Raw genomic sequence first — 20,592 nt, forward strand, 5'->3', positions numbered from 1 at the left:
GAGTCACCTCTCTGTGAGCGATTGCGGTGCGGGCTGGTCGACCCGGGGTCGGAAGCGGTCGACCAGTGAGGAGAAGCGGCCGGAGAGGGCGTTCGAGAGCCCGCCCGGCCAGACGATCGTCACGAGGACGAGCAGCGCGCCGAAGACGAGGACGACCAGGTCTCCGGACAGTCGCTGCTCAAGCTCGGTGGACAGGCCCATGGCCCCGGTGGCCGTGTCGATGAGCCAGGGCAGCAGGACGACGAGGAAGGCTCCCACCGCCGCCCCCACCAGGCTGCCGAGACCACCGACGACGACGGCCACGAGCAGCAGCAGGGAGAAGTTGAGGTCGTAGGCGCCCGGGCTGACGTTCTGGGTGAGGACGGCCAGCACGGCGCCTCCCAGGCCCGCCGAGAGCGCGCCGACGACGAAGGCACCGGTCTTGACCCGTGCCGGTGAGACACCGGCGAGCTTCGCCGCCACCTCGTCGCCGTGCACGGCCCGCATGCGCATGCCGGTGCGCCCGGTGCGGATGATCGCCAGCGGCGTGACCGCCAGCAGCGCGATGACGACCGCGATCCAGGCGTGCCACTGCTCGACGCCGACCAGTGGCCGCAGCCCGTCGGGCACACCCACGAACGGCACCCGCATGCCCTGGTCGCCGCCCAGGCCGGGGATCTGCGAGGTGAAGGCCGGCAGCGCGATGACCAGCGCCAGCGTCAGTCCCGCGAGGTAGGGCCCCTTGAGCCTGGCGCCGGCCAGTCCCAGCAGGCCGCCGACCACCCCGGCCAGGGCGAGCGCCCCGAGGAGGCCGGCGAGCAGCGGGAGAGGCCCGCCGATCCCGGCGGCGGACATCGGTCCGGCGACCAGCGCATACCCGTAGCCGCCGGCCGCCATCAGGACGGCGTGGCCGAGCGAGAGCTGACCGGTCAGCCCGATGAGCAGCGTCAGGCCCGCCGTCGCGCAGAAGACGGCCGCGACGAAGGCCAGCTGATAGTTCTGGTAAGGGCTCAGGACGAAGGTGACGGCGACCGCGACCGCGGCCAGACCGATGCCGCGCAGGGCGATCTTCTGGATCCTGGACAGGTTCTTGATGGTCATGCCGCTCGGGCCTCCTTGACCGCGAAGATGCCGCCGGGTCGCACCAGCAGGACGAGCGTGAGCAGCGCGAGCACGGCGATCGGCGCCATCCCTGCTCCGAGGAACCCGGTCACGAGAGTGATGAGGACGCCGACGGCCACTCCCCCGACGATCGCGCCGACCGGCGAGTCGAGCCCGCCCAGGACGGCGACGGTGAAGGCGTGGACGAACAGGATGTCGGCGCTGTGGGCGTTGAGACCGAGCTCGGTGGGGATCAGCAGCAGCACTGCGACGGCCGCGACGGCCGACGACAGCATCCAGCCGATCGTCACCATCCGCGGTACCCGGATCCCGAGCAGCCGGGACACCTCCGGTGCGGTCGCCGCAGCGCGCAGCTGCAGGCCCAGCGTGGTGCGGTTGAACAGCACGGCCAGGGCCACGACGATGCCGAGGGCGAGCAGCAGCACGAACAGGTCGTACGGCGAGAGCACCGCGACGTCACCGACGTACAGCGGCTCACGGCTGAACGGCGCCCGCATGGGCACGTGCCGCGGGCCGAAGAGGATGCCGATCACGGAGTGCAGGATCATGACCAGCCCGATCGCGACGATCATGCCGGGCAGCGGGTTGTCGCGCGGCACGCGCCGGATCAGCCACCGTTCGACGGCGAACCCGACGAGCATGCCGGTCACGACGGCCGCGACCAGGGCGAGCCAGTACGAGCCGGTCCACGTGACGACGGCGTAGGCGACGTACACCGCCACGGTCGCCATGGCGGCCTGTGCGAAGTTCACGATGCGGGCGGCACGCCAGATGATGACGAGGGACAGGGCGAAGAGCGCGATGACGAGACCGCGCGCGAGGCCGGTGGCGAGGAGGAAGGCGAGACGGTCCATCAGAACCCCAGGTAGGCGTGCCGGAGGGCAGGGTCGGCGGCGATCTTCTCCGCCGGGGCGTCGGCGACGATCGCCCCGAGGGAGACGACGACGCCGCGGTCGGCGATCGACAGCGCGCTGGTGACGTTCTGCTCGGCGAGCAGCACCGTCAGGCCGGTCCGTTCGGCCGCGTCCCGCAGGATGGCGAACAGCTGGGCCACCACCCGCGGGGCGAGGCCGAGCGACGGCTCGTCGAGCAGCAGCACGCGAGGGCGGGCGATGAGCGCCCGGGCCAGCGCGAGCATCTGTCGTTCCCCGCCCGATAGCTGGTGCCCCAGACTGGCCCGCCGGCGCGCCAGCGGTTCGAACGTCTGGTACATCTCGTCCACGGCGGCCCTGCGCGCCTTGGTCCCCGGCAACCGCCAGAGGCCGCCGAGATGCAGGTTCTCGTCCACGGTCAGCTCGGTGACGATGCTGTGACCTTCGGGGACCTGGGCGAGACCACGGCGTGCGCGGTCCTCGACGGTGGTCTGCGTGACGTCCTCGCCATCGAGCCGGACCCGACCGCTGCGCGGCGCGACCAGACCGGAGACGGTCCGCAGAAGGGTCGTCTTGCCGGCACCGTTGGCGCCCAGCAGGGCGACGACCTGGCCGGGGGGCAGCCTGAGCTGCATGCCGTCGATGACCGGGGCCCCGGAGTACCCGACGACGAGACCTTCGACGGCCAGCATCGCTGGTGTCGTCCCGTGCGAGGTCACAGCCTCGGCGGCGCGTGCGTCGGCGGTCATGCGGCTGCCTCCAGCCCCAGGTACGCGGCTTCGACGGCCGGGTCGTGACGCACCTCGTCGGGGGTCCCGCACGCCACGACCCGGCCGAAGTCCAGGACCACCACGCGGTCCGCCACCTCCATCACGAAGTCGACGTGGTGCTCGACCAGGAGCACGGAGCACCCCTGACCGGCCAGCCCGCGGACGGTCTCGGCCAGGGCGTCGATGTCCTCGCTGCCCAGCCCGCCGGCAGGCTCGTCGAGCAGGAGCAGGCGAGGGTCGGTGACAAGGGCCCTCGCCAGCGCGACGCGCTTGCGCTCGGGATAGGGCAGGGAGGCCACAGGGCTGCGCGCGTGCTCGGCGAGCCCGAGCCGGGCCAGCGTCCGTCGCGCCTTGCCGAGCCTCTGCTCGGCACCGAGGTCGAGGCTCGACAGCGGCACGAGAAGGTTCTCGACGACGCTCATGGACTCGAACAGACCCAGTCCCTGCAGGGTGCGTGAGACCTTGCGGGCGGACAGCCCAGTGGTCGACGACGGCGCCGGCTCACCGTTGATCCGGATGGTTCCGGAGCGGGGCCGCAGCAGTGCGCAGACGGCGTTGAACACCGTCGTCTTGCCGGCGCCGTTGGGGCCGATCAGGGCGACCGTCTCGGCCTCGCCCACGGTGAAGCTGACATCGTCGAGAGCGGTGAGGCCGCCGAAGGCGACCGTCAGGCCGTCGATCTCGAGTCGGGGGATCGTGCTGGACATCGGCACCTCTTCGTGTCGGGTGCGTCAAACCCTAGCGCATAAACCGACTGGCCGGTATGTCATCTCGCCAGTTGTTGCACGGACGTGACGTGGAGTCGCTGGACGACGCACCAGCGCAGGGCCAGGCAGGTCCGCGCTCGACGGTTGGGCGCGCCTCATGGCTGTCGGGGAACCGCACGAGGAGGCGCTCCCCACCTCCCGCACGTGTGTCGCCGTGATGCTGGACGCGCTGTGGGAGCTGCGCCTGACCGGGGACCGGACGACGGCCGACACCACCGTCCGCGCCTTCCTCGAGGCGAGGTGGCCCCCACCCTGACGACATCGAGCCGACTCGATCAGCCCGCGGTCCGAGTCAGAGACGCCCGAGTGCGCGCCACGACCTCGTCGGACAGCGATCCCACGAGCTCGGAGATGACGACGGCACGCAGGCTCTCCCGCCAGGCGAGGTAGGCCTCGCGCATCTTCTGCGCCAGGAGGCATGGCTCGATGCACTCCTCGGGAGGCGCTGCTCCGCGGCCCTGCTGGCGGATCTCGTGGCAGGTGTAGGGGTCGGCCGACCCGCCGATGGCCTCGACCACGTCCAGGAGCGTGAGGCTCGAGGCGGAGCGAGCCAGCCTGAAACCGCCGCGGGGTCCGGTCGACGCAGACAGCACACCCGCGCGCACGAGGAGGGCGAGCTGTTTCGAGAGGTAGGGCGCGGGAAGCCCGAAGTGTTCGGCGAGCCGGCGGGCGCTGACCGCCTCGCTCGGCACCTGGGCCAACGCGGTCACGCTGTGCAAGGCCCACTCCGCACTCTCTGGCAGCTTCATCGTGCCATCCTACCTATTGCCACTATCATCGACCCTGGATATCCGTATTTGAGGAGGAGAGCCATGCGAGTAGCCGTCGTCGGTGCGACGGGGCGGATCGGGCGCCTGGTCCACAGCGCGCTGGAGCGCCATCACCACGATGTCGTACCGGTCAGCCGTGCGCGCGGCGTCGATGTCGTGACCGGGCAGGGCCTGAACGACGCGCTCACCGGCGTCGAGGTCGTCGTCGACGTGACCAACACGACCGTCACGGACGAGCGGGCAGCCGAGGACTTCTTCCGCACCGCCACGGAGCACCTGCTCACCGCCGAGCGTTCGGCAGGCGTCAGGCACCACGTCATCCTGTCGATCGCCGGGCTGTCCCGGGTCAGGGGCAACGCTCACTACGCGGGCAAGCGAGCGCAAGAAGCCGCCGTCGTGGCGGGCGACGTTCCGTGGACGATCGTGCCCGCGACACAGTTCCACGACTTCGCCGAGATGGTCGCCTCATGGACCGAGGAGAACGGCGTGGCTCTGGTCCCCCCGTTGCTCGTCCAGCCGGTGGCCCCATCCGACGTAGCGGAGATCCTCGCCCGCGTAGCCACCACCGATCCCCGGGGGCGGCACGTCGAGGTGGCCGGGCCCGGGCCCGAGGACCTCGTCGACATGGCGCGGCGCACCGTCGCCGCTCGCGGTCGTGATGTCCAGCTGATCCCGAGCTGGCACACGGGGATCTTCGGAGTGGAGATGGCTGGCGACGCCCTCCTCCCGTCCGAGAGCGCCCACATCGCCCCCACGTCGTTCGACGCCTGGCTCGCGGGCATCAGCCGCACGTGAGCGGACGCCCCCCGCGACGCCCCGGAGCATTGTCGCAGTTTCGCCCTACCCCAGGTGGCCACGGGGCGATCCGCTACGACGTCGACGAGGCGCTGCACTCGACCTGGGACTGCTGCGCGGACAGGTGACAGCGGTGGTCCGCGGGGAGCCGCGACCTGAGTGTGATCGCTCAGAGGTGCCCGACGCCGTTGATCATGCCGCCGTCGACGACGATCTCGGCCCCGGTGACGTACGCCGAGGACTCCCCGGCGAGGTAGAGCACCGTCCCGGTGAGGTCCTCCGCGCGTCCACCGCGGCGCAGCGGGATGGGCAGCCCGGACGGGTCGATCTTGGCGGTCATCTCCGTGTCGATGAACCCGGGGTGCACCGAGTTGACCCGGATGCCCGCCTCGCCGAGCTCGACCGCGAGCGACTTGGTCAGGCCCCGTACCCCGAACTTCGACGCGACGTAGCCGTGCAGGTGGGTGCTGCCCCGCATCCCCTCGACCGAGGAGATGTTGATGATCGATCCTCCCCCGCCGGCCTTCATCGCCGGCACGACCGCGCGGCACCCGAGGTACGTGCCGGTGAGGTTCACGGCGATCACGGCGTCCCACTTGGCGCGCGGGTAGTGCTCGATCGGGCCGGCGTTCGCGATCCCGGCGTTGTTGACCAGCACGTCCACACCACCCCAGGCCTCCACCGTGTCCGCGACGACCTCCTGCCACCGGTCCTCGTCGGTGACGTCGAGCGCGACGAAACGCGCCCGCTCACCCAGCTCGGCGGCCAGGGCGGAACCGGCGTCCTCGAGCAGGTCGGCGACGACCACGCGCGCACCGGCGTCGTGCAGCGCGCGGACGTAGGCAGCACCGATCCCCCGGGCCCCGCCCGTGACGACGGCGACCCGGTCGGTGAGATCGGCGAGACGACTGACCATGGCTCTCCTCCGCACAGCGCTCAGTCGGCGACGTGGACGACCAGGCGTCCCGTCGTCGAACCCTCGGCGAGCAGCGCGACGGCCTCGGGGGCCCGGTCGAACGGCACGACGTCCGCCACCACGGGACGCACCGCGCCCGCCTCGGCGAGCCGGGTGAGCTCGTCGTGCGCGGCGTCGACCAGCCCCGGGTCCCGCTGCTGGTAGAGCGCCCAGTGCAGGCCCAGCACCCCGTAGTTCTTCACCAGGGCGTGGTTCGCCCGGACCGGGGGGATCTCGCCGCTGGCGAACCCGACGACCACGATCCGCCCTTCGAAGGCGATGCACTTGGTCGAGGCCTCGAAGGAGGGGCCCCCGACCGGGTCGAAGACCACGTCGGCCCCCACGCCGCCCGTGAGCTCCTTGACCTGCGCGGCGACGTCCTGCGACCGCAGCAGCACGTGCTTCGCGCCGGCAGCCCGGGCGACGTCCGCCTTGGCCTCGCTGCCGACGACCCCGATCACCGTGGCGCCCGCGGCAGCACCGAGCTGACAGGCGGCGGTGCCCACACCCCCGGCCGCAGCGTGCACGAGAAGGCTCTCCCCGGCCGCGAGACCGGCACGACGGTGCAGCCCGAACCAGGCAGTCTGGTAGGCGATGGTCAGGGCAGCAGCCTGGGCGTCGTCGAGTGGCACGGGTGCGGGGCGGCACGACGCCGCCGGGAGCACGGCGTACTCGGACAGCACCCCGATGGCCGAGCCCACGACGCGCGTGCCGACGGCGAGCCGGTCGTCGTCGACCCCCTCGCCCACCGCGACCACGTCGCCGCACAGCTCGATGCCGGGGACGAACGGGAGCTCCGGACGCACCTGGTACTGGCCGCGGGCGAGCAGGACGTCGGGGAAGTTCACGGCCACGGCACGGGTGCGCAGGAGCACCTCGCCCGCTCCGGGCTCGGGGCGGGCGACCTCGTCGAGGCGCATGACCTCGGTCGGCTCGCCGTGATCGGTGACGCGCCAGGCGCGCATGGTCCGGGTCATCGGTCCTCCACGGTGATGCTGCGTAGGAAGAGGTCGGTCAGCTGCTGCGCGACCTCGGTCTTGGTCTCGGGTCCTGCCGGCGAGTACCAGTAGGACAGGTAGTGGACGTCGGAGAAGAAGTGCGCGATCAGCACCGACCGCGGGACGTCGGTCCGCAGGGCTCCCTCGTCCTGGCCGCGGGCGACGAGCGCGGCGAACTCGTCGTGGTACTCGCGCCGTCGACGCGTGACCTCCTTGCGGCGCGGCTCGGTCAGCATGTGCATGCTGCGGAAGAACACCGTGCCCTCGGGCAGCAGGTCGATCGACGTCTCCACGACATCGGTGCACACCGCCCGCAGGACGTCCGTCGTGGCACCGCCGCGCGCGACGATCTCCTCGAGGCGACGCTTCTGGAGCGACAGCATCCGGTCGTAGATCGCGAAGAGCAGATCGTCCTTGGACTGGAAGTAGTGGTACATGGCGCCCTTGGTGACGCCGGCGGCCTCGACGATCTGCTGGACGCTGGTGGTGGCATAGCCCTGGGTCGAGAAGAGGTCGAGTGCTGCCTTCAGGACCGAGTCGGCGACGTTGGTGGTCTTCATGGCCCCATCCTTCACCCGACGGGCGCGACGGACGCGCCACCGTCGATCCGGAGTGTCTGCCCGGTGACCCACGCGGCATCGTCGGACAGCAGGAACGCGATCGGCCCGGCGACGTCGTCGGGCACCCCGAGGCGGCCGAGCGGGTAGCCGGCCGCGACCTCCTCCTCGCGCGACTCGTACAACGCCCGCGAGAGCTTCGTCTTGACCACCGCCGGCGCCACGGCGTTGACGCGCAGCCGGGGCGCGAGCTCGTGGGCGAGCTGGGCGGTGAGGTTGATCAGCGCCGCCTTGGAGACGCCGTAGAAGGCGATGTTCGGGCTCGTGGAGGTTCCGGAGATCGAGGCGGTGTTGACGATCGAGGTCGTCAGGCCGGCCGCGACGGCGTCCCGCGTCCACTCCAGGGCTGCCACCACGTTGACGTCGACGATCTTGCGCACCACCGACGGCTCGATCTCCAGCACCGGCCCCCAGGCCGGGTTGATGCCGGCGTTGTTGACCAGGTGGTCCAGCCGACCGTGGCGCTCGGCGACGTGCGCGAAGACGTGCTCGCGGTGCGCGGCGTCGTCGACCTTCCCGGCGACGGCGGAGGCGTGCTCCGCGCCCAGGGACTCCACGGCCTCGTCGAGGGCCTCCTGCTTGCGGCCCGTCAGCACGACCCGGCCTCCCTCGGCGACCAAGCGGTGCGCGACCGCCAGACCGATGCCCCGGCTCGCCCCGGTGATGACCGTGACCTGCCCCGCGAACCTGCGCACCGCGCCACCTCTCGAACGTCGTCGTCCTCGACCCGGCACCGCGACGCGTCCTCGCGCCGCAGGACGTACCGCCCGGTCGGTTTGTTGTCCGCACGCTACCACGCACCGGGGTTTCTCGGCACCCTCCGCGCCCAGGGGACCCGCCCGACGGCGACGTTGCCCCGAGCCGTCGTCCGCAGCAGAGTGGGGCCATGGACCTCACGCGCCCGTTGCCCCCGGACCCCTACTCGCTCCCGCCCGTCCCGGCGACGTTCGTGGTGAGCTGCTTCGACCCCGACGCTCCGGCGCCGTCCGGCTACTGGCACGGGCACGCGCTCGACGTCCCGGCCTCGGTGACGAGCTTCGCCCGCGGCGCCGGCGCGCACGACGGAGCCGCACTGCCCGACGGAGCGTTCCAGCTCACCTCCGACGGCGGTCAGGTCGGCTTCGAGGGCGCCGGACCACCACCCGGGGACCACGCGCACCGCTACGTCTTCGCCGTGCACGCCCTGGACGTCGACTCGCTCGGCCTGACCACGGACAGCACCAACGCGCAGGCCGCGTTCAACGCCTACTTCCACACGATCGCACGCGCCACGCTGACCGGGACGTACCAGCGATGAGCGGGACGACGGACGAGCTGCCCACCCTCGGGGACCTCGCGTGGCACCCCGCGCTGGACCGCACCGACCTGCTGGCCGCACCGGTGGCCGCAGCCTTGCACGACTGGGCCGCCAGCGACGACCGGGTGCGCACCCAGGTGGCGGTGGCGCCCATCGACCCCGACCACGCGGACACCGCCACGCTCAACGACGTCCACGGCCTGCCGCCCGAGGCCTCTGCCAACTGCGTGGTGGTCGCCGGACGGCGCGGCGACGTCGAGCGCGTGGCGGCCTGCGTCGTGCCCGCCACGACCTCCGCGGACGTCAACACCCGGGTGCGCAAGCTGCTGGACGCCCGCAAGGCGTCGTTCCTGCCGACGGACCGCGCCACCAGCGAGTCCGGCATGGAGTACGGCGGCATCACCCCGGTCGGGCTCCCTGCCGGCTGGCGGGTGCTGGTCGACGAGCGCTTCGCGACGCCCGACGCCCTCGCGCTCATGGGCTCAGGGGTGCGGCGCTCCAAGCTGCTGATGCCGGGCGACCTGCTGTGCTCGGCGCCGTGGGTCGAGGTCGTGCCAGGGCTCGGCGTCGTGCGCGGTTGACCCCGGCGAAGTCCTGCCGCCTCAGCTCAGCACTCGGCGCGGCCGCGCCGCCAGTAGCCCATGAAGGCCACCGACTTGCGGTCCACGCCCTTGGTCCCGACCAGGTAGCGGCGGAGCGTCTTGATGACGCCGGCCTCGCCGGCGAACCAGGCGTACAGCACGGTGTCCTGCGCCAGCGGCTTGCCCGAGGCGTCGACCGGGACCTCCCAGAGGATCTCGTTGTCGATGTCGACATCCTCCAGCTCCCCGGCCGGCTCGCGGGCGCCGAGGGCGACGGGCTCGTCGTCGATCGATGCCCGCACACCCATCGCGAGCATCCGGTCGGCCGCCTCCTGGACGGCCGGCACGAGGCGATCACCGTGCTCGCCGTCCTCGCGGGCCAGCCAGGTGACCCGGACGCCGGCGGGTGCAGCGAGCGTCCAACGGTCCTCCCGGTGCGGGACCTCGAGGAAGACCTCACCGACCGCATCGGCGGGCAGCGCCTCGCAGATCGACGCGATCGCGGGCACCGCCGTCTCGTCACCGGCGAGCAGCAGGGCGTGGCTGGACCGCGGCGGGGCGAACTCCAGGCCGCCGTGAGCGCCGTCGTAGGCGGCGTTCGGACCCATGATCACCAGGGGCGAACCCGGTCGGGCTCCGTTCGCCCACCGCGACGCGGGTCCGGTGTCGCCGTGCAGGACGATGTCGACGTCGACCTCGCGCCGCTCCGGGCGCACCGCCCGCACCGTGTAGGTGCGCAGCGGGTTGCGACGCTCCTCGGGAAGGGCTCGCCACGACGTGAACCAGTCAGGGTTCTGCCGGTCGAGGTACTCCCAACCACCGCAGGGTGCGGGCAGCAGGAACTTGATCCGCTGGTCGCACCCGTTGTCGGCGAACTCGTGCAGGTCCGCACCGGTGAAGGTGATCCGGATGAACGAGGGACAGAGCCGCGTGACCCGCTGGACCTCGACGTCGAACATGCGCCACGGCTGCGGCGCGACGACGCCGGTCGGTTCGGTCTCGGTGGCGGCAGCAGCAGTCTCGGTCACGCAGGTCAGCCTAACCTCACCTGGCATGGTCAGGGCAACCTCCGTGACCGGGGTCACACCCCGGAAGCCTCCTGGCTGGCCCGCACCTGAGCCATGCGCCGCAGCGTGAGCACGATCGGGTCCGTGAGCAGGGTCCCGAGCACGACCTGCCGCAGCGCGGCCTCCGGTTCGGGACCGGCCGTGGTCAGGTCGGCAGCCGCGACGACGTCCGCCGCCGCCGCGAGCGAGCGGAGGTAGTCGCCCGGCAGGTCCACGCCCGCGGCGCCTGCGGCCCGGAGCTGCTCGGCCAGCCGGTCGACGAGCAGCGGGTCGTCGCACCAACCGCGTTCCGCCACGAGCTCGACGGCCCGATGCCGGGCCGCGTCCCACTCCTCGTCCTCGGACGGGACCCCGCCCTCCGCCGCGACCAGCGCACGGTGAGCGGACCCGAGCAGGTCGTGGCGCGATGCCGGCGGGTCGTCCAGCGCGGCGAGAACATCCCGCACGGCGCCGAGGCTCAGCCCGGCCGACTCCGTGAGCGCCCGCACGAGCCGCACCCGCGACACGTGGGTGTCGTCGTAGCTCGCCTGGGTGCGTGACGTAGCCCGCCCCGGCGGCAGGAGCCCTTCGCGCAGGTAGTACTTCAGCGTCGCCACCGAGACTCCCGTGGCTGCCGCCAACCCTGAGATCCGCATCCGTTCCCTCCGCTCTTGACATTGGAGACTAACACTCCCCAATAATGGGTAGTGGCACTATCCAGAACATGCAGGAGGAACCCCATGACCACCCTGATGACGCACCACCACGACGGCGCCCTCGCCGTGTTCCTCATCGGTGCACGGATCAACAAGTTCTGGCGGCCCGACGCCTGGGTCCCGACCTACGCCGCCATGGGGCCGATGCTCGCCGAGCTGCACCGCACCCCGGAGACCGGGTTCCTGGGCGCCCGCACGACCTTCGGCCTGCGCGGGCCCACGGTCATCCAGTACTGGCGCAGCGTCGAGGACATCTACCGGTACGCGAACGACGACGACCTTGCCCATCGGCCCGCCTGGATCGAGTTCCACCGGCGCGCCAGGAAGGCGCCCGGCGCGGTCGGGATCTGGCACGAGACCTACGCCGTCGGCGCGGGAGGGCACGAGTCCCTGTACGGGGACATGCCCCCGTTCGGGCTCGCCCGGGCCACCACACCCGTCCCCGCCCAGCACAAGGGACGGACGGCACGGGAACGCCTCAGGGCGTCCGGGTCGCCCAGAACGCCACCGCCGACGCCGCAGCCACGTTGAGCGAGTCGACGCCGTCGGCCATCGGGATCTTCACCACCATGTCGGCAGCGGCGACCGCACCGCGGGACAGACCGTGCCCCTCGGTGCCGAGAACCAGGGCCAGCCGCGTGGGAGCGTCCGCAACCAGGTCGTCGAGCGAGACGGCGTCGTCGGCCAGGGCCAGCGCCCCGACGGTGAACCCGTCCGCACGCAGCCCGTCCAGACCCTCGGGCCAGGTCTCCAACCGGGTCCACGGCACCTGGAACACCGCCCCCATGGAGACGCGCACGCTGCGCCGGTAGAGCGGGTCCGCGCACCGCGGCGAGACCAGCACCGCGTCGACACCCAGGGCGGCGGCCGAACGGAAGATCGCCCCGACGTTCGTATGGTCGACGATGTCCTCGAGCACCGCGACACGACGAGCACCAGCACCGCCCCGCGCGCCGGCGACGAGGTCGTGCACGCTGGGCAGCACCGGGCGGTGCATGGCCGCGAGCGCCCCACGGTGCAGGTGGAACCCCGTGATCGCCTCCAGCACCTGCTCGTCGGCGACGAACACGGGCGCCTCGGGGTGGGCATCGAGCACGTCGGCCATCGAGTCGAGCCACTTGTCGGCCATGAGGAACGACCGGGGCCGGTGCCCCGCCGCCAGCGCCCGCCGGATGACGTTCGAGGACTCGGCCATGAACAGGCCCTCGGCAGGCTCGCGCACGGTGCGCAGCTTGACGTCGGTCAGGCCGGTGTAGTCGTGCAGGCGCGGGTCGGACGGGTCGGCGACGCGGACGACGGCGGGGCGGGGTTCGGCGGGCGAGCTCACCCGGGGATTCTCTCAGCCCGCGAGCCGCACCCGCGTCGCCTGCTCCCCCGGCTCCGTGAGCGCGAAGGAGCCCGTGGCCCCGTCGGGCAGGCGCACCTCGTAGTCCCCGAGGAACCCGCCGACCCGCACCTGCCCGGCGTCGTCGGTGCGCAGGGTCGTGGGGGCGTGCCACCACTCGCCCTTGACCAGCGAGCGCAGCCGGTCGTAGGCCGGCTTCGGCGAGCCGTCGGCGCGCAGCAGACCGCCCGGAGCCCCGAGCCACATCCCGCGGTCACCCAGCCCCCAGTAGTTGACGACCTCCACGGCCGGGTGGCTGAGCAGCGTGCGGTAGTGCCGCTCGACCTCGTCGGCCTGGCGCTCCTCCCCCTCGGGCGTCGACGGCCAGGACTCCACCTGCCAGTCGTTGAGGTCCACGACGTGGGCGGGCATGATCTCGCCGGACAGCAGGGTGGTCTCGGTGAAGTGGATCGGGATGCCGTACCGCGCGAACCTGTCCAGGATGCGCAGCGTCTTCTCCTCGCCCCAGTAGCCCTGGTGCATGTGGGACTGCAGGCCGAGCCGGTCGATGCGGATGCCCGCCTCGAGCACCGCCTCGACGAGGCACTCGTACGCCGTCGACATGTCGAAGTCGTTGAGCAGCAGGGTGACGTCCGGGTTGGTGGCCCGTGCCTCCTCGACGGCCAGGCGGATCATCTCCACCCGACCCTTGAGCCGTGCCAGCGGGGTGATCGCGTTGTCCTCGGCAGTGAAGACGGGCATGATCACGGCCTCGTTGATCGCGTCCCAGGTGTCCACGAGCCCGGCGAAGCCGCCGACGTCGCGCCGGATACGTTCGCGCTGCAGCCGCTCGACCTCCTCGGGGGCCCGGCCGAGCAGCCAGCGCGGCTGGACCGTGTGCCACACCAGCGGGTGGCCCTTCACCGAGACGCCGCGATCGGCGAACCACCGGGCCGCGGCCAGCATCTCCTCGGTGCGGGGAGCGCCTTCCTCGGGTTCGAACGTGCCCCAGTAGAAGGGCAGGGTGGCGATGTTGAAGACGTCGAGCCAGCGGTTCGCGAAATCGTTGTCGTACGTCGCGTCGGAGGATCGGTCGTTCGCGTGGTCCACCAGCTCGAAGCCGATGCAGCCGAACCCGAAGGCGTGCGCGGTCTGGGCGACGACGACGTCGGTGTCGGCGAGCGGCGTGCCGTCCGGCGCGAGGACGGTCACCAGCTCATCGGCGCGCCGGTGCGCGAGCGTGGGGTCGGGGACGTGGTCGGTCGGTGCAGTGAAGAGAGTCACAGACCCATCGTGCCCCACCCGGCGTCAGGAGTGGTCGAACATCCGCACCGTGAGCTCACGCCACAGCTGCGTCCCCACACCACCGGGCGCCGCGTCGAACACGTGGGTCGCCGCGGGGAGGACCACGAGCTCGTGGGCGACGCCCGCGCCGGTCAGCACCCCGGCCAGCTCCTCGGCCCCGGCGGGTGGCACCAGGTGGTCCGACGCGCCGACCACCATCAGCGTCGGAGGTGCACCGGGGGTGACGTGCCCGGCCGGGGTGATCGCGGCGTACCGGTCCGGGTGCTGCTCCGGGGAACCGCCCGTGTACTGCTCGGCCAGCGACCGCCCGACGTCCCCCATCACGGGGTCGTCGTTGTCGTAGGCGCCCACCGGCGAGGCCACCGGGTACAGCGTGCTCACCGCCGAGACCGGAGGCACCGAGCCCTCGCACTCCGGGTCGAGGTCGCCCGACGCGGTGCGGTACGCGACCTCGAGCGCCAGGTTGCCACCCGCGGAGTCACCGGCCAGGAAGACACGGCCCGGGTCGCCGCCGTGATCGGCGGCGTGCTCGCCCACCCAGGCCAGGGCGCAGGCCACCTGCGGTTCGACGGCGTCCCAGCGGTGCCGCTCGTCGCTCGAGAGCGGGTAGTCGATGCTGACGGCCAGATAGCCCTGACCGGCGAACCAGGCCGCGTGCGACGCCGTCGTGCGCTGCGTCCGCTCCCCCGAGACCCAGCCGCCGCCGTGGACGAGGACCACGACCGGCGCAGGGCCGTCCGGCCCTCCCTCCGGCAGCCAGAGAGAGAGGTTCTGGGGGTCGCCCTCGTCGTCGCCGTACTGGGCGTCGACGTCCGGCGCGACGTCCCCCGGCGTGACCCGGAAGAGCTCGACGATCCGGATCCCGACGGCGTGCTCCTGCGCCACCCGGAGCTGCTGGGTCACCACCGCGAAAGACAGCCCGGCGGCCAGCAGCCCGCCGGCGACGGCCACGACCCGGGTCACGGAGCCACGGCGCATCAGCGCGACGGCCGCCGCCACGGTCACCGCGAGCCCGAGGACGACCATCCACGGCGCCCAGGCTGCCGCGTAGCCACCGACGTGCCCCCACCAGGGCACGGACGGCAGGAAGGCGCCGGCCGACACCACGGCGAGCAGCACCGCCAGGACGGCGAGGAGGCCGACGACGACGTTCGGGCGGCGACGGGTCGCGCCGCCGCCGTCCGTGGTTCCGGCGGCCGGACCTGCGGCGTGATGAGGTCGGTGGGCGGTCACGGGGGCCACTCTGGCACGGAGGTCCGCCCGAGCGCACCCGTCGTCGCCTACGCTTCCGGGCGTGCTGCGACACACCGTCACGATCCGCGACCGCTCCGACAGCGACCTGCCCGACCTCGTCGAGGCCCTCGGCGCGCAGCAACCCACCTCGGGCTACCCGCACCGGTGGCCGCTGCCGTTCGCCGCCGAGGAGTTCATCACCCGCCCTGCGGAGGAGCGCGCCTGGGTCGCCGAGCTCGACGGCCGGGCGCGCGGGCACGTCAGCGTCACGACGGTGCCGGACGACGAGCACGGTGCCCTGTGGTCGGCCGGCGCCGGACGTCCCGTGGCCGAGCTCGGGTGCGTCTCGGTGCTCTTCGTCCATCCCGAGGCCCAGGGCCACGGGGTCGGCGGTCGCCTGCTGGACGCCGCTACCGGGTGGATCCACCGCACCGGACGTACCCCCGTGCTCGACGTCGACGATCGCGACGGCGTGGCGCACGCCGTCTATCTGCGCCGGGGGTGGCAGGTCGTGGCAGAGGCACGGTTCGACTGGCAACGCGAGGACGCCCCGCCCGCTCGGCTCATGGTGCTGCCCGACCCCTGACCCCACGCACGACGAGGCCCCGCCGTCCGGAGCGGACGGCGGGGCCTCGAGGTGACAGCGGGTGCTCAGCTCACGGCTGCGGCGGCGGAGGCGTTCCCTGGTCGTCGGTGCCGAGCGTGCGGGGCTGCGGCGGCACCGGCGGTGCCGGCGGCTGCTCGCCGGCGGGCCGCTGACCACGTTCTGCACCGGGCTCGAACGGTGACCCGGAGCGGGTGCCCGAGCTCGTCGCGTCGGCCGTGGCGGCCTGGGCCTGACGGCGGGCCTCGGCGAGAGCCTCGCCCGGGTCCTGCAGGCCGGACTGGCCGAGCGCGGACTGCAGCGCACTGCTCACCCCGCCGTCGCTGTCGTCGTCGCCCGGCTCGGCGGGGATGCCCGGGGTGCCCGGGGTGCCGCCGAAGCCCTTCGCGATCGAACCCAGCGCCGCGGTGAACTCGGTGGGGACCACCCACAGCTTCGACGAGGACCCGTTGGCGATCTCCGGCAGCATCTGCAGGTACTGGTACGCCAGCAGCTTCGGGTCGGGGTTGCCCCGGTGGATGGCCTCGAAGACCTGCAGGATGGCGCGCGACTCACCCTCGGCCGTCAGGATCTGTGCCTGGGCGTCACCCTCGGCCTTGAGGATCTGCGACTGCTTCTCACCCTCGGCCGTGAGGATCGCGGACTGCTTGACACCCTCGGCCGTGAGGATCGCGGCGCGACGGTCACGCTCGGCGCGCATCTGCTGCTCCATCGCGCCCTGCACGGAGGCCGGCGGCTCGATCGACTTGAGCTCGACACGGTTCACGCGGACGCCCCAGCGCCCGGTGGCCTCGTCCAGCACACCACGGAGCTGGCCGTTGATCTGGTCACGGCTGGTCAGCGTCTGCTCGAGGTCCATCGAACCGACGACGTTACGCAGCGTCGTGACGGTGAGCTGCTCGATACCGCTGATGTAGTTCGCGATCTCGTACACGGCCGACTTGGGCTCGGTCACCTGGAAGTAGATCACCGTGTCGATGCTGACGACCAGGTTGTCCGAGGTGATCACCGGCTGCGGCGGGAAGGACACGACCTGCTCGCGCAGGTCGACGCCGGCACGCACCTTGTCGACGAAGGGGAACAGGAAGTTCAGGCCCGGCGCGAAGGTCTTGTTGTACCGACCCAGCCGCTCCACGATCAGGGCGGTCGCCTGCGGGACCACCCGGACCGCCTTGAAGAGGGTCACGATGACGAAGATGGCCAGCGCGATCAGGAAGATGTAAAGGACGATGGTTCCCGGTTCTGGTTCCACGAGCTCTCTTTCCGTTGTAGGCATCGTTCCGGGGACCGCGGCGCAGCGGTCGCCCCCGGACGGTCGATCAGGGCAGCAGGCCGGTCCCGCTGCTGTCAGGGTTCGAGCTCGGCGTGCCGGCAGGGGCGACGACGGCGGTCGCCCCGTCGATCGTCACCACACGGACCTCGACGCCCGCCGGGACACGGCCCGAGCTGTTGGGCAGGCCGTCGTCCACCAGGCGGGCGGACCACACCTCGCCGGCGAGCTTGACCCGCCCGCCGGTCTCGGTGACCTCCGCGACGACGACGGCGGTCCGGCCGACGTGCGCGGCGGCGTTCGTCTCGACGAGCGGGGTGCGCTGGCGCAGGTTCTGCACCAGCCACGGCCGCAGGAGGGCCAGCAGCAGGAGCGAGACGGTGCAGGCCACGATGATCTGCAACCACACCGGCCCCCCGGCTGCGGCCGTCGCCCCGCCGGCCAGCGCTCCGCCGGCCAGCATGATGAAGACCAGCTCCAGGGCGAACATCTCGATCACCGCGAGGACGAACGCCCCGATCAGCCACCAGAGCCAAGCATCCATCGGTTCCTCCGGTCTCGAGGTTCTCGGGAGCCCACGACCCCGAACAGGCCGCACGCACGGTCTTTTGCTCGAACTTTACCAACTCCGCGGCACGGCGGGTACGCCTACCGTCCGGCGGGTCGCGCCGCCCTGGCCAACCACCGACCGCCGCCGTGGGCCACGAGCAGATCCATGCCGAAGGCGCGTGAGAGGTTCTCGGACGTGAGGACCTCCTCGAGGGGTCCTGACGCCTCGACCTTGCCGTCACCGAGCAGCAGCAGGTGCGTGAAGCCCGGGGGGATCTCCTCGACGTGGTGGGTGACGACCACGAGCACCGGCGAGGACGGGTCCCCGGCGAGCTCCGCGAGCGCCCCGACGAGCTCCTCGCGCCCCGCCACGTCGAGCCCGGCGGCCGGCTCGTCCAGCAGCAGGACCTCGGGATCGGTCATCAGCGCCCGCGCGATCTGCACGCGCTTGCGCTCGCCCTCGCTGAGGGTGCCGTACCGCCGGTCGGCGAGGTCAGCGACGTCGAACGCCCCCAGCAGCGCCAGCGCCTGCTCGGTGTCCAGCTCCTCGTACTCCTCGCGCCAGCGTCCCGTGACCCCGTACGCGGCGGTCAGCACCACGTCGCGCACGCTCTCGTGGTGCGGGATCTTGTCGGCGAGGGCCGCCGAGGAGAAGCCGATGCGCGGACGCAGCTCGAAGACGTCGACCTTTCCGAGACGCTCACCCAGGAGGTCGGCCGTCCCCGACGTCGGGTGGGACCGCGCTGCGAGGATCTGCAGCAGGGTGGTCTTGCCGGCCCCGTTGGGGCCGAGCACGATCCAGCGCTCCCCCTCGGAGACGGTCCAGTCGACCGCGTCGACGATCGTGGAGGTTCCGCGTCGGACCGTGACGCCCTGCAGGTCGAGTACCGCGCTCATGGTGCCCGACCCTACCGGAGCGAGGACGACCACCGGACCGCCCGCGAGGCTCTGGCCACCCGGTCCACGAAGCGGCGCGACGGGCGCCGGTCCTGCTCCGGCGTCTATCGTGCGAAGCGTGAGCGAGTCGAACACCCTGCCCCGCAGCGTCGTCCTGGCGCTGTGGCTCCAGTCGCTCGGCGTCCCGCACGGCCTGGCGGTCCGGTCCGTCACCGACGACGACGAGCCGCACACCGTCGTCGGGCTGCCCGGCGCCGGGACGGGTCAGGTCACGCTCAAGGAGCTCGTCGCGACCTTCGCGGACGGACCTCGCGAGGTCTGCGCGGTGCTCCCTGCCCCGGGTGACCCCTCGGGCGTCCCCGCTCCGGCCGCAGCGGCAGCCACCGAGGCCGGTGAGTGCCTGCTGGTCAGCACCGCTGACGGTGCGTGGGCCGCCGTGCCTCGCATCACCGCCTTCGGCAGCACGTTCGAGACCGGTCACCTCGTCACGTGGGAGGTGGTCGAGGTCCCCCCGTGGTCCACCCTGGTGGCCGGGGCGCTGGGGTCGTTGGCGGACGCGGAGCGCGAGCTGCGCACCAGCCTCGTGACCGCCACCGAGGCCCTCGACGCCCTCGACGTGGCACGCTGGCGCGACGACGCCGCGGACGCCATCGAACGGGTGCGCAGCTCGACCACCGACCGCTGGCCCGTGCCGGACCTCGACGGGCGGCGAGCGAGGGTCATGCAGCTCGCCACCCGTCTGCTCGCCATCGTCGACCTCGCGACCGACGACGACGGCGCCGCGGTGAACCTGTGGCAGGTCGACCAGCGGTCGACGGCGCTGCGAGAGGTCGAGCGCACCGCCCGGCGCGCGCTCGGCGCCGCGACCTACGCCACCGTGCCCTGAGCCCTCACGGGCGCGCGAGCACCGAGCGGTACACGTCCATCGTCCGCTCGGCGATCGCCGTCCAGGCGAAGTGCTCCTCGGCGCGGCGCCGTCCTGCCGCCCCCATCGTGGCGGCGCGCTGCGGATCGTCGACGACGGCGGTGAGCGCGGCGGCCAGATCGCTCACCCACCGCTCGCGATCGAGCGGGGTCCCGGTGCCGTCGTCCGCCTGCTCGAGGGGGACGAGCACCCCCGTGACGCCGTCGTCGACCACCTCGGGGATCCCGCCGGTCGCCGTGGCCACGACGGGCAGGCCCACGGCCATCGCCTCGAGGTTGACGATCCCGAGGGGCTCGTAGACGGACGGGCACGCGAAGACCGTCGAGGCCGCGAGCACGGCGCACAGCTCCGGCCGGGGCAGCATCTCCTCGATCCACACCACGCCGGCGGCCGTGCCTCCACGTGCCTGGCGCAGGTCGTCGACCAGGGACCGGACCTCCGCCATGATCTCCGGGGTGTCCGGGGCTCCCGCGCACAGGATCACCTGGACCTCGCGCGGCAGCCGCGCCGCGGCTCGCAGGAAGTCGGGAAGCCCCTTCTGGCGCGTGATGCGCCCGACGAACACCACGGCCGGGCGCGCCGGGTCGATCCCGTGGTCCACCGCCACCCGGGCGATCTCCTCGTCGGACGGCCTGACCCAGCCGTCCAGGTCGATCCCGTTGTGCACCACGTGCACCCGCTCGGGGTCCAGCTCCGGGTAGCAGCGCAGGATGTCCGCTCGCATCCCCGCCGAGACGGCGACGATCCCGGACGCGCCCAGGTAGGCGGTGCGTTCGGCCCAGCTCGAGACGGCATACCCGCCACCCAGCTGCTCGGCCTTCCAGGGGCGCAGCGGCTCGAGCGAGTGGGCCGTGACCAGGTGCGGCACGCCGTGCAGCAACCCGCCGAGATGGCCGGCCATGTTCGCGTACCAGGTGTGCGAGTGCACGACGTCCGCGCCGGCGACGTCGTCCGCCATGGCCAGGTCCACGCCGAGCGTGCGCAGGGAGGCGTTGGCCCCGGACAGCGTGGCGGGCTCCTCGTACCCGGTGACACCGGCGGCGTCGGGCCGGGGGCCGTCGAAGCAGCGCACGCGCACGTCGGCATGCGGACGCAGCACGGCCGACAGCTCGGCGACGTGCACGCCGGCGCCGCCGTAGACGTGGGGCGGGAATTCTCGGGTCAGCAGGTCGATCCTCAGGGGGGAGCTCACGAGAGCCA

At 72.4% G+C, this 20,592-nt stretch carries 25 protein-coding genes; 7 read left to right on the forward strand and 18 right to left on the reverse strand.

All coding sequences use genetic code 11. The features are described from left to right. Positions 1 to 3 precede the first annotated feature (3 nt). The 4 genes from HDG69_RS14410 to HDG69_RS14425 are packed head-to-tail and all read right to left on the reverse strand — an operon-like array spanning position 4 to position 3,450. On the reverse strand, positions 4 to 1,080 hold the full coding sequence (locus HDG69_RS14410) for a branched-chain amino acid ABC transporter permease (RefSeq protein WP_171784505.1): 1,077 nt from the start codon (positions 1,078 to 1,080) through the stop codon (positions 4 to 6). Beyond that, positions 1,077 to 1,955, reverse strand: coding sequence for a branched-chain amino acid ABC transporter permease (locus HDG69_RS14415; RefSeq protein WP_171784506.1), 879 nt, complete (start codon positions 1,953 to 1,955; stop codon positions 1,077 to 1,079). Before HDG69_RS14415 ends, HDG69_RS14410 begins: the two co-directional genes overlap by 4 nt. After that, entirely contained in the window at positions 1,955 to 2,722 is a 768-nt protein-coding gene (locus HDG69_RS14420) for an ABC transporter ATP-binding protein (protein WP_171784507.1), read from the reverse strand. Before HDG69_RS14420 ends, HDG69_RS14415 begins: the two co-directional genes overlap by 1 nt. Then, a complete protein-coding gene (locus tag HDG69_RS14425; RefSeq protein ID WP_171784508.1) occupies positions 2,719 to 3,450 on the reverse strand; it encodes an ABC transporter ATP-binding protein in 732 nt (243 codons plus the stop codon). The genes HDG69_RS14420 and HDG69_RS14425 overlap by 4 nt, the downstream gene beginning before the upstream one ends. 157 nt (positions 3,451 to 3,607) lie before the next feature. Here HDG69_RS14425 and HDG69_RS14430 point away from each other — a divergent pair, with 157 nt between their 5' ends. Next, positions 3,608 to 3,766, forward strand: a complete 159-nt coding sequence (locus HDG69_RS14430) for a hypothetical protein (protein WP_171784509.1) — start codon at positions 3,608 to 3,610, stop codon at positions 3,764 to 3,766. Positions 3,767 to 3,785: 19 nt separating this feature from the next. Here the strand turns inward: HDG69_RS14430 and HDG69_RS14435 are convergent, their stop codons facing one another. Continuing rightward, positions 3,786 to 4,259 (reverse strand): RrF2 family transcriptional regulator, encoded by a 474-nt coding sequence (locus HDG69_RS14435; RefSeq protein ID WP_171784510.1) that lies wholly within the window; start codon positions 4,257 to 4,259, stop codon positions 3,786 to 3,788. A gap of 63 nt (positions 4,260 to 4,322) precedes the next feature. Here HDG69_RS14435 and HDG69_RS14440 point away from each other — a divergent pair, with 63 nt between their 5' ends. Next, the gene (locus tag HDG69_RS14440; RefSeq protein WP_171784511.1) at positions 4,323 to 5,075 is read left to right on the forward strand and encodes an SDR family oxidoreductase; all 753 of its coding nucleotides are present in this window, start codon (positions 4,323 to 4,325) and stop codon (positions 5,073 to 5,075) included. Positions 5,076 to 5,244: 169 nt separating this feature from the next. Here the strand turns inward: HDG69_RS14440 and HDG69_RS14445 are convergent, their stop codons facing one another. From HDG69_RS14445 to HDG69_RS14460, 4 genes are read right to left on the reverse strand one after another with little or no spacing between them, the layout of a single operon-like run. Then, on the reverse strand, positions 5,245 to 5,991 hold the full coding sequence (locus tag HDG69_RS14445) for an SDR family NAD(P)-dependent oxidoreductase (protein WP_171784512.1): 747 nt from the start codon (positions 5,989 to 5,991) through the stop codon (positions 5,245 to 5,247). Positions 5,992 to 6,011: 20 nt separating this feature from the next. Continuing rightward, entirely contained in the window at positions 6,012 to 7,007 is a 996-nt protein-coding gene (locus HDG69_RS14450; RefSeq protein WP_246256622.1) for an NADPH:quinone oxidoreductase family protein, read from the reverse strand. Beyond that, the gene (locus HDG69_RS14455; protein ID WP_171784513.1) at positions 7,004 to 7,588 is read right to left on the reverse strand and encodes a TetR/AcrR family transcriptional regulator; all 585 of its coding nucleotides are present in this window, start codon (positions 7,586 to 7,588) and stop codon (positions 7,004 to 7,006) included. Before HDG69_RS14455 ends, HDG69_RS14450 begins: the two co-directional genes overlap by 4 nt. A gap of 11 nt (positions 7,589 to 7,599) precedes the next feature. Then, positions 7,600 to 8,340, reverse strand: a complete 741-nt coding sequence (locus tag HDG69_RS14460; RefSeq protein ID WP_171784514.1) for a glucose 1-dehydrogenase — start codon at positions 8,338 to 8,340, stop codon at positions 7,600 to 7,602. Positions 8,341 to 8,531: 191 nt separating this feature from the next. On the opposite strand from HDG69_RS14460, the gene HDG69_RS14465 reads away from it, so the two are divergent. Both HDG69_RS14465 and HDG69_RS14470 read left to right on the forward strand, forming a co-directional pair. Continuing rightward, complete coding sequence (locus HDG69_RS14465; protein WP_171784515.1) at positions 8,532 to 8,942, forward strand: YbhB/YbcL family Raf kinase inhibitor-like protein; 411 nt, start codon at positions 8,532 to 8,534, stop codon at positions 8,940 to 8,942. Then, positions 8,939 to 9,523, forward strand: coding sequence for a YbaK/EbsC family protein (locus tag HDG69_RS14470; RefSeq protein WP_171784516.1), 585 nt, complete (start codon positions 8,939 to 8,941; stop codon positions 9,521 to 9,523). Before HDG69_RS14465 ends, HDG69_RS14470 begins: the two co-directional genes overlap by 4 nt. A gap of 26 nt (positions 9,524 to 9,549) precedes the next feature. Here HDG69_RS14470 and HDG69_RS14475 read toward each other — a convergent pair whose 3' ends face one another. Together HDG69_RS14475 and HDG69_RS14480 are read right to left on the reverse strand one after the other, a co-directional pair. Then, positions 9,550 to 10,482, reverse strand: a complete 933-nt coding sequence (locus HDG69_RS14475) for a siderophore-interacting protein (RefSeq protein ID WP_246256686.1) — start codon at positions 10,480 to 10,482, stop codon at positions 9,550 to 9,552. A 122-nt stretch (positions 10,483 to 10,604) separates the two neighbouring features. After that, positions 10,605 to 11,225 (reverse strand): MerR family transcriptional regulator, encoded by a 621-nt coding sequence (locus HDG69_RS14480; protein WP_171784518.1) that lies wholly within the window; start codon positions 11,223 to 11,225, stop codon positions 10,605 to 10,607. A gap of 84 nt (positions 11,226 to 11,309) precedes the next feature. Between HDG69_RS14480 and HDG69_RS14485 the strand changes: the two genes are divergently transcribed. Next, positions 11,310 to 11,816 (forward strand): DUF4188 domain-containing protein, encoded by a 507-nt coding sequence (locus HDG69_RS14485; protein ID WP_171784519.1) that lies wholly within the window; start codon positions 11,310 to 11,312, stop codon positions 11,814 to 11,816. On the opposite strand, the gene HDG69_RS14490 is transcribed toward HDG69_RS14485, so the two are convergent. Genes HDG69_RS14490 through HDG69_RS14500 form a run of 3 tightly spaced genes read right to left on the reverse strand, consistent with a single transcriptional unit; the run spans position 11,764 to position 15,147 of the window. Then, complete coding sequence (locus tag HDG69_RS14490; RefSeq protein WP_171784520.1) at positions 11,764 to 12,612, reverse strand: RNA methyltransferase; 849 nt, start codon at positions 12,610 to 12,612, stop codon at positions 11,764 to 11,766. The two genes, HDG69_RS14485 and HDG69_RS14490, sit on opposite strands and share 53 nt — an antisense overlap. A gap of 12 nt (positions 12,613 to 12,624) precedes the next feature. Beyond that, positions 12,625 to 13,893: an endo-1,4-beta-xylanase gene (locus HDG69_RS14495; protein ID WP_171784521.1), complete on the reverse strand. Its 1,269-nt coding sequence runs from the start codon at positions 13,891 to 13,893 to the stop codon at positions 12,625 to 12,627. A gap of 24 nt (positions 13,894 to 13,917) precedes the next feature. Continuing rightward, positions 13,918 to 15,147, reverse strand: a complete 1,230-nt coding sequence (locus HDG69_RS14500) for an alpha/beta hydrolase fold domain-containing protein (RefSeq protein ID WP_171784522.1) — start codon at positions 15,145 to 15,147, stop codon at positions 13,918 to 13,920. A 61-nt stretch (positions 15,148 to 15,208) separates the two neighbouring features. Here HDG69_RS14500 and HDG69_RS14505 point away from each other — a divergent pair, with 61 nt between their 5' ends. Beyond that, positions 15,209 to 15,733 carry a GNAT family N-acetyltransferase gene (locus HDG69_RS14505; RefSeq protein ID WP_343036450.1) on the forward strand — a complete coding sequence of 175 codons (525 nt, stop codon included), beginning with the start codon at positions 15,209 to 15,211 and terminating at the stop codon, positions 15,731 to 15,733. Positions 15,734 to 15,803: 70 nt separating this feature from the next. Here HDG69_RS14505 and HDG69_RS14510 read toward each other — a convergent pair whose 3' ends face one another. From HDG69_RS14510 to HDG69_RS14520, 3 genes are all read right to left on the reverse strand, one after another. After that, a complete protein-coding gene (locus HDG69_RS14510) occupies positions 15,804 to 17,003 on the reverse strand; it encodes an SPFH domain-containing protein (RefSeq protein ID WP_425484038.1) in 1,200 nt (399 codons plus the stop codon). A 67-nt stretch (positions 17,004 to 17,070) separates the two neighbouring features. Further along, positions 17,071 to 17,565, reverse strand: coding sequence for an NfeD family protein (locus tag HDG69_RS14515; RefSeq protein WP_171784524.1), 495 nt, complete (start codon positions 17,563 to 17,565; stop codon positions 17,071 to 17,073). 104 nt (positions 17,566 to 17,669) lie between these two features. Next, on the reverse strand, positions 17,670 to 18,467 hold the full coding sequence (locus HDG69_RS14520) for an ABC transporter ATP-binding protein (protein WP_171784525.1): 798 nt from the start codon (positions 18,465 to 18,467) through the stop codon (positions 17,670 to 17,672). Positions 18,468 to 18,585: 118 nt separating this feature from the next. Here HDG69_RS14520 and HDG69_RS14525 point away from each other — a divergent pair, with 118 nt between their 5' ends. Next, a complete protein-coding gene (locus tag HDG69_RS14525) occupies positions 18,586 to 19,353 on the forward strand; it encodes a hypothetical protein (RefSeq protein ID WP_171784526.1) in 768 nt (255 codons plus the stop codon). A 4-nt stretch (positions 19,354 to 19,357) separates the two neighbouring features. Here the strand turns inward: HDG69_RS14525 and glgA are convergent, their stop codons facing one another. Beyond that, entirely contained in the window at positions 19,358 to 20,572 is a 1,215-nt protein-coding gene (glgA, locus tag HDG69_RS14530) for a glycogen synthase (protein ID WP_216645750.1), read from the reverse strand. Between the last annotated feature and the right edge of the window lie 20 nt (positions 20,573 to 20,592).

The sequence above is a fragment of the Isoptericola halotolerans genome, from assembly GCF_013149785.1.
Taxonomy (GTDB): Bacteria; Actinomycetota; Actinomycetes; order Actinomycetales; family Cellulomonadaceae; genus Isoptericola; species Isoptericola halotolerans.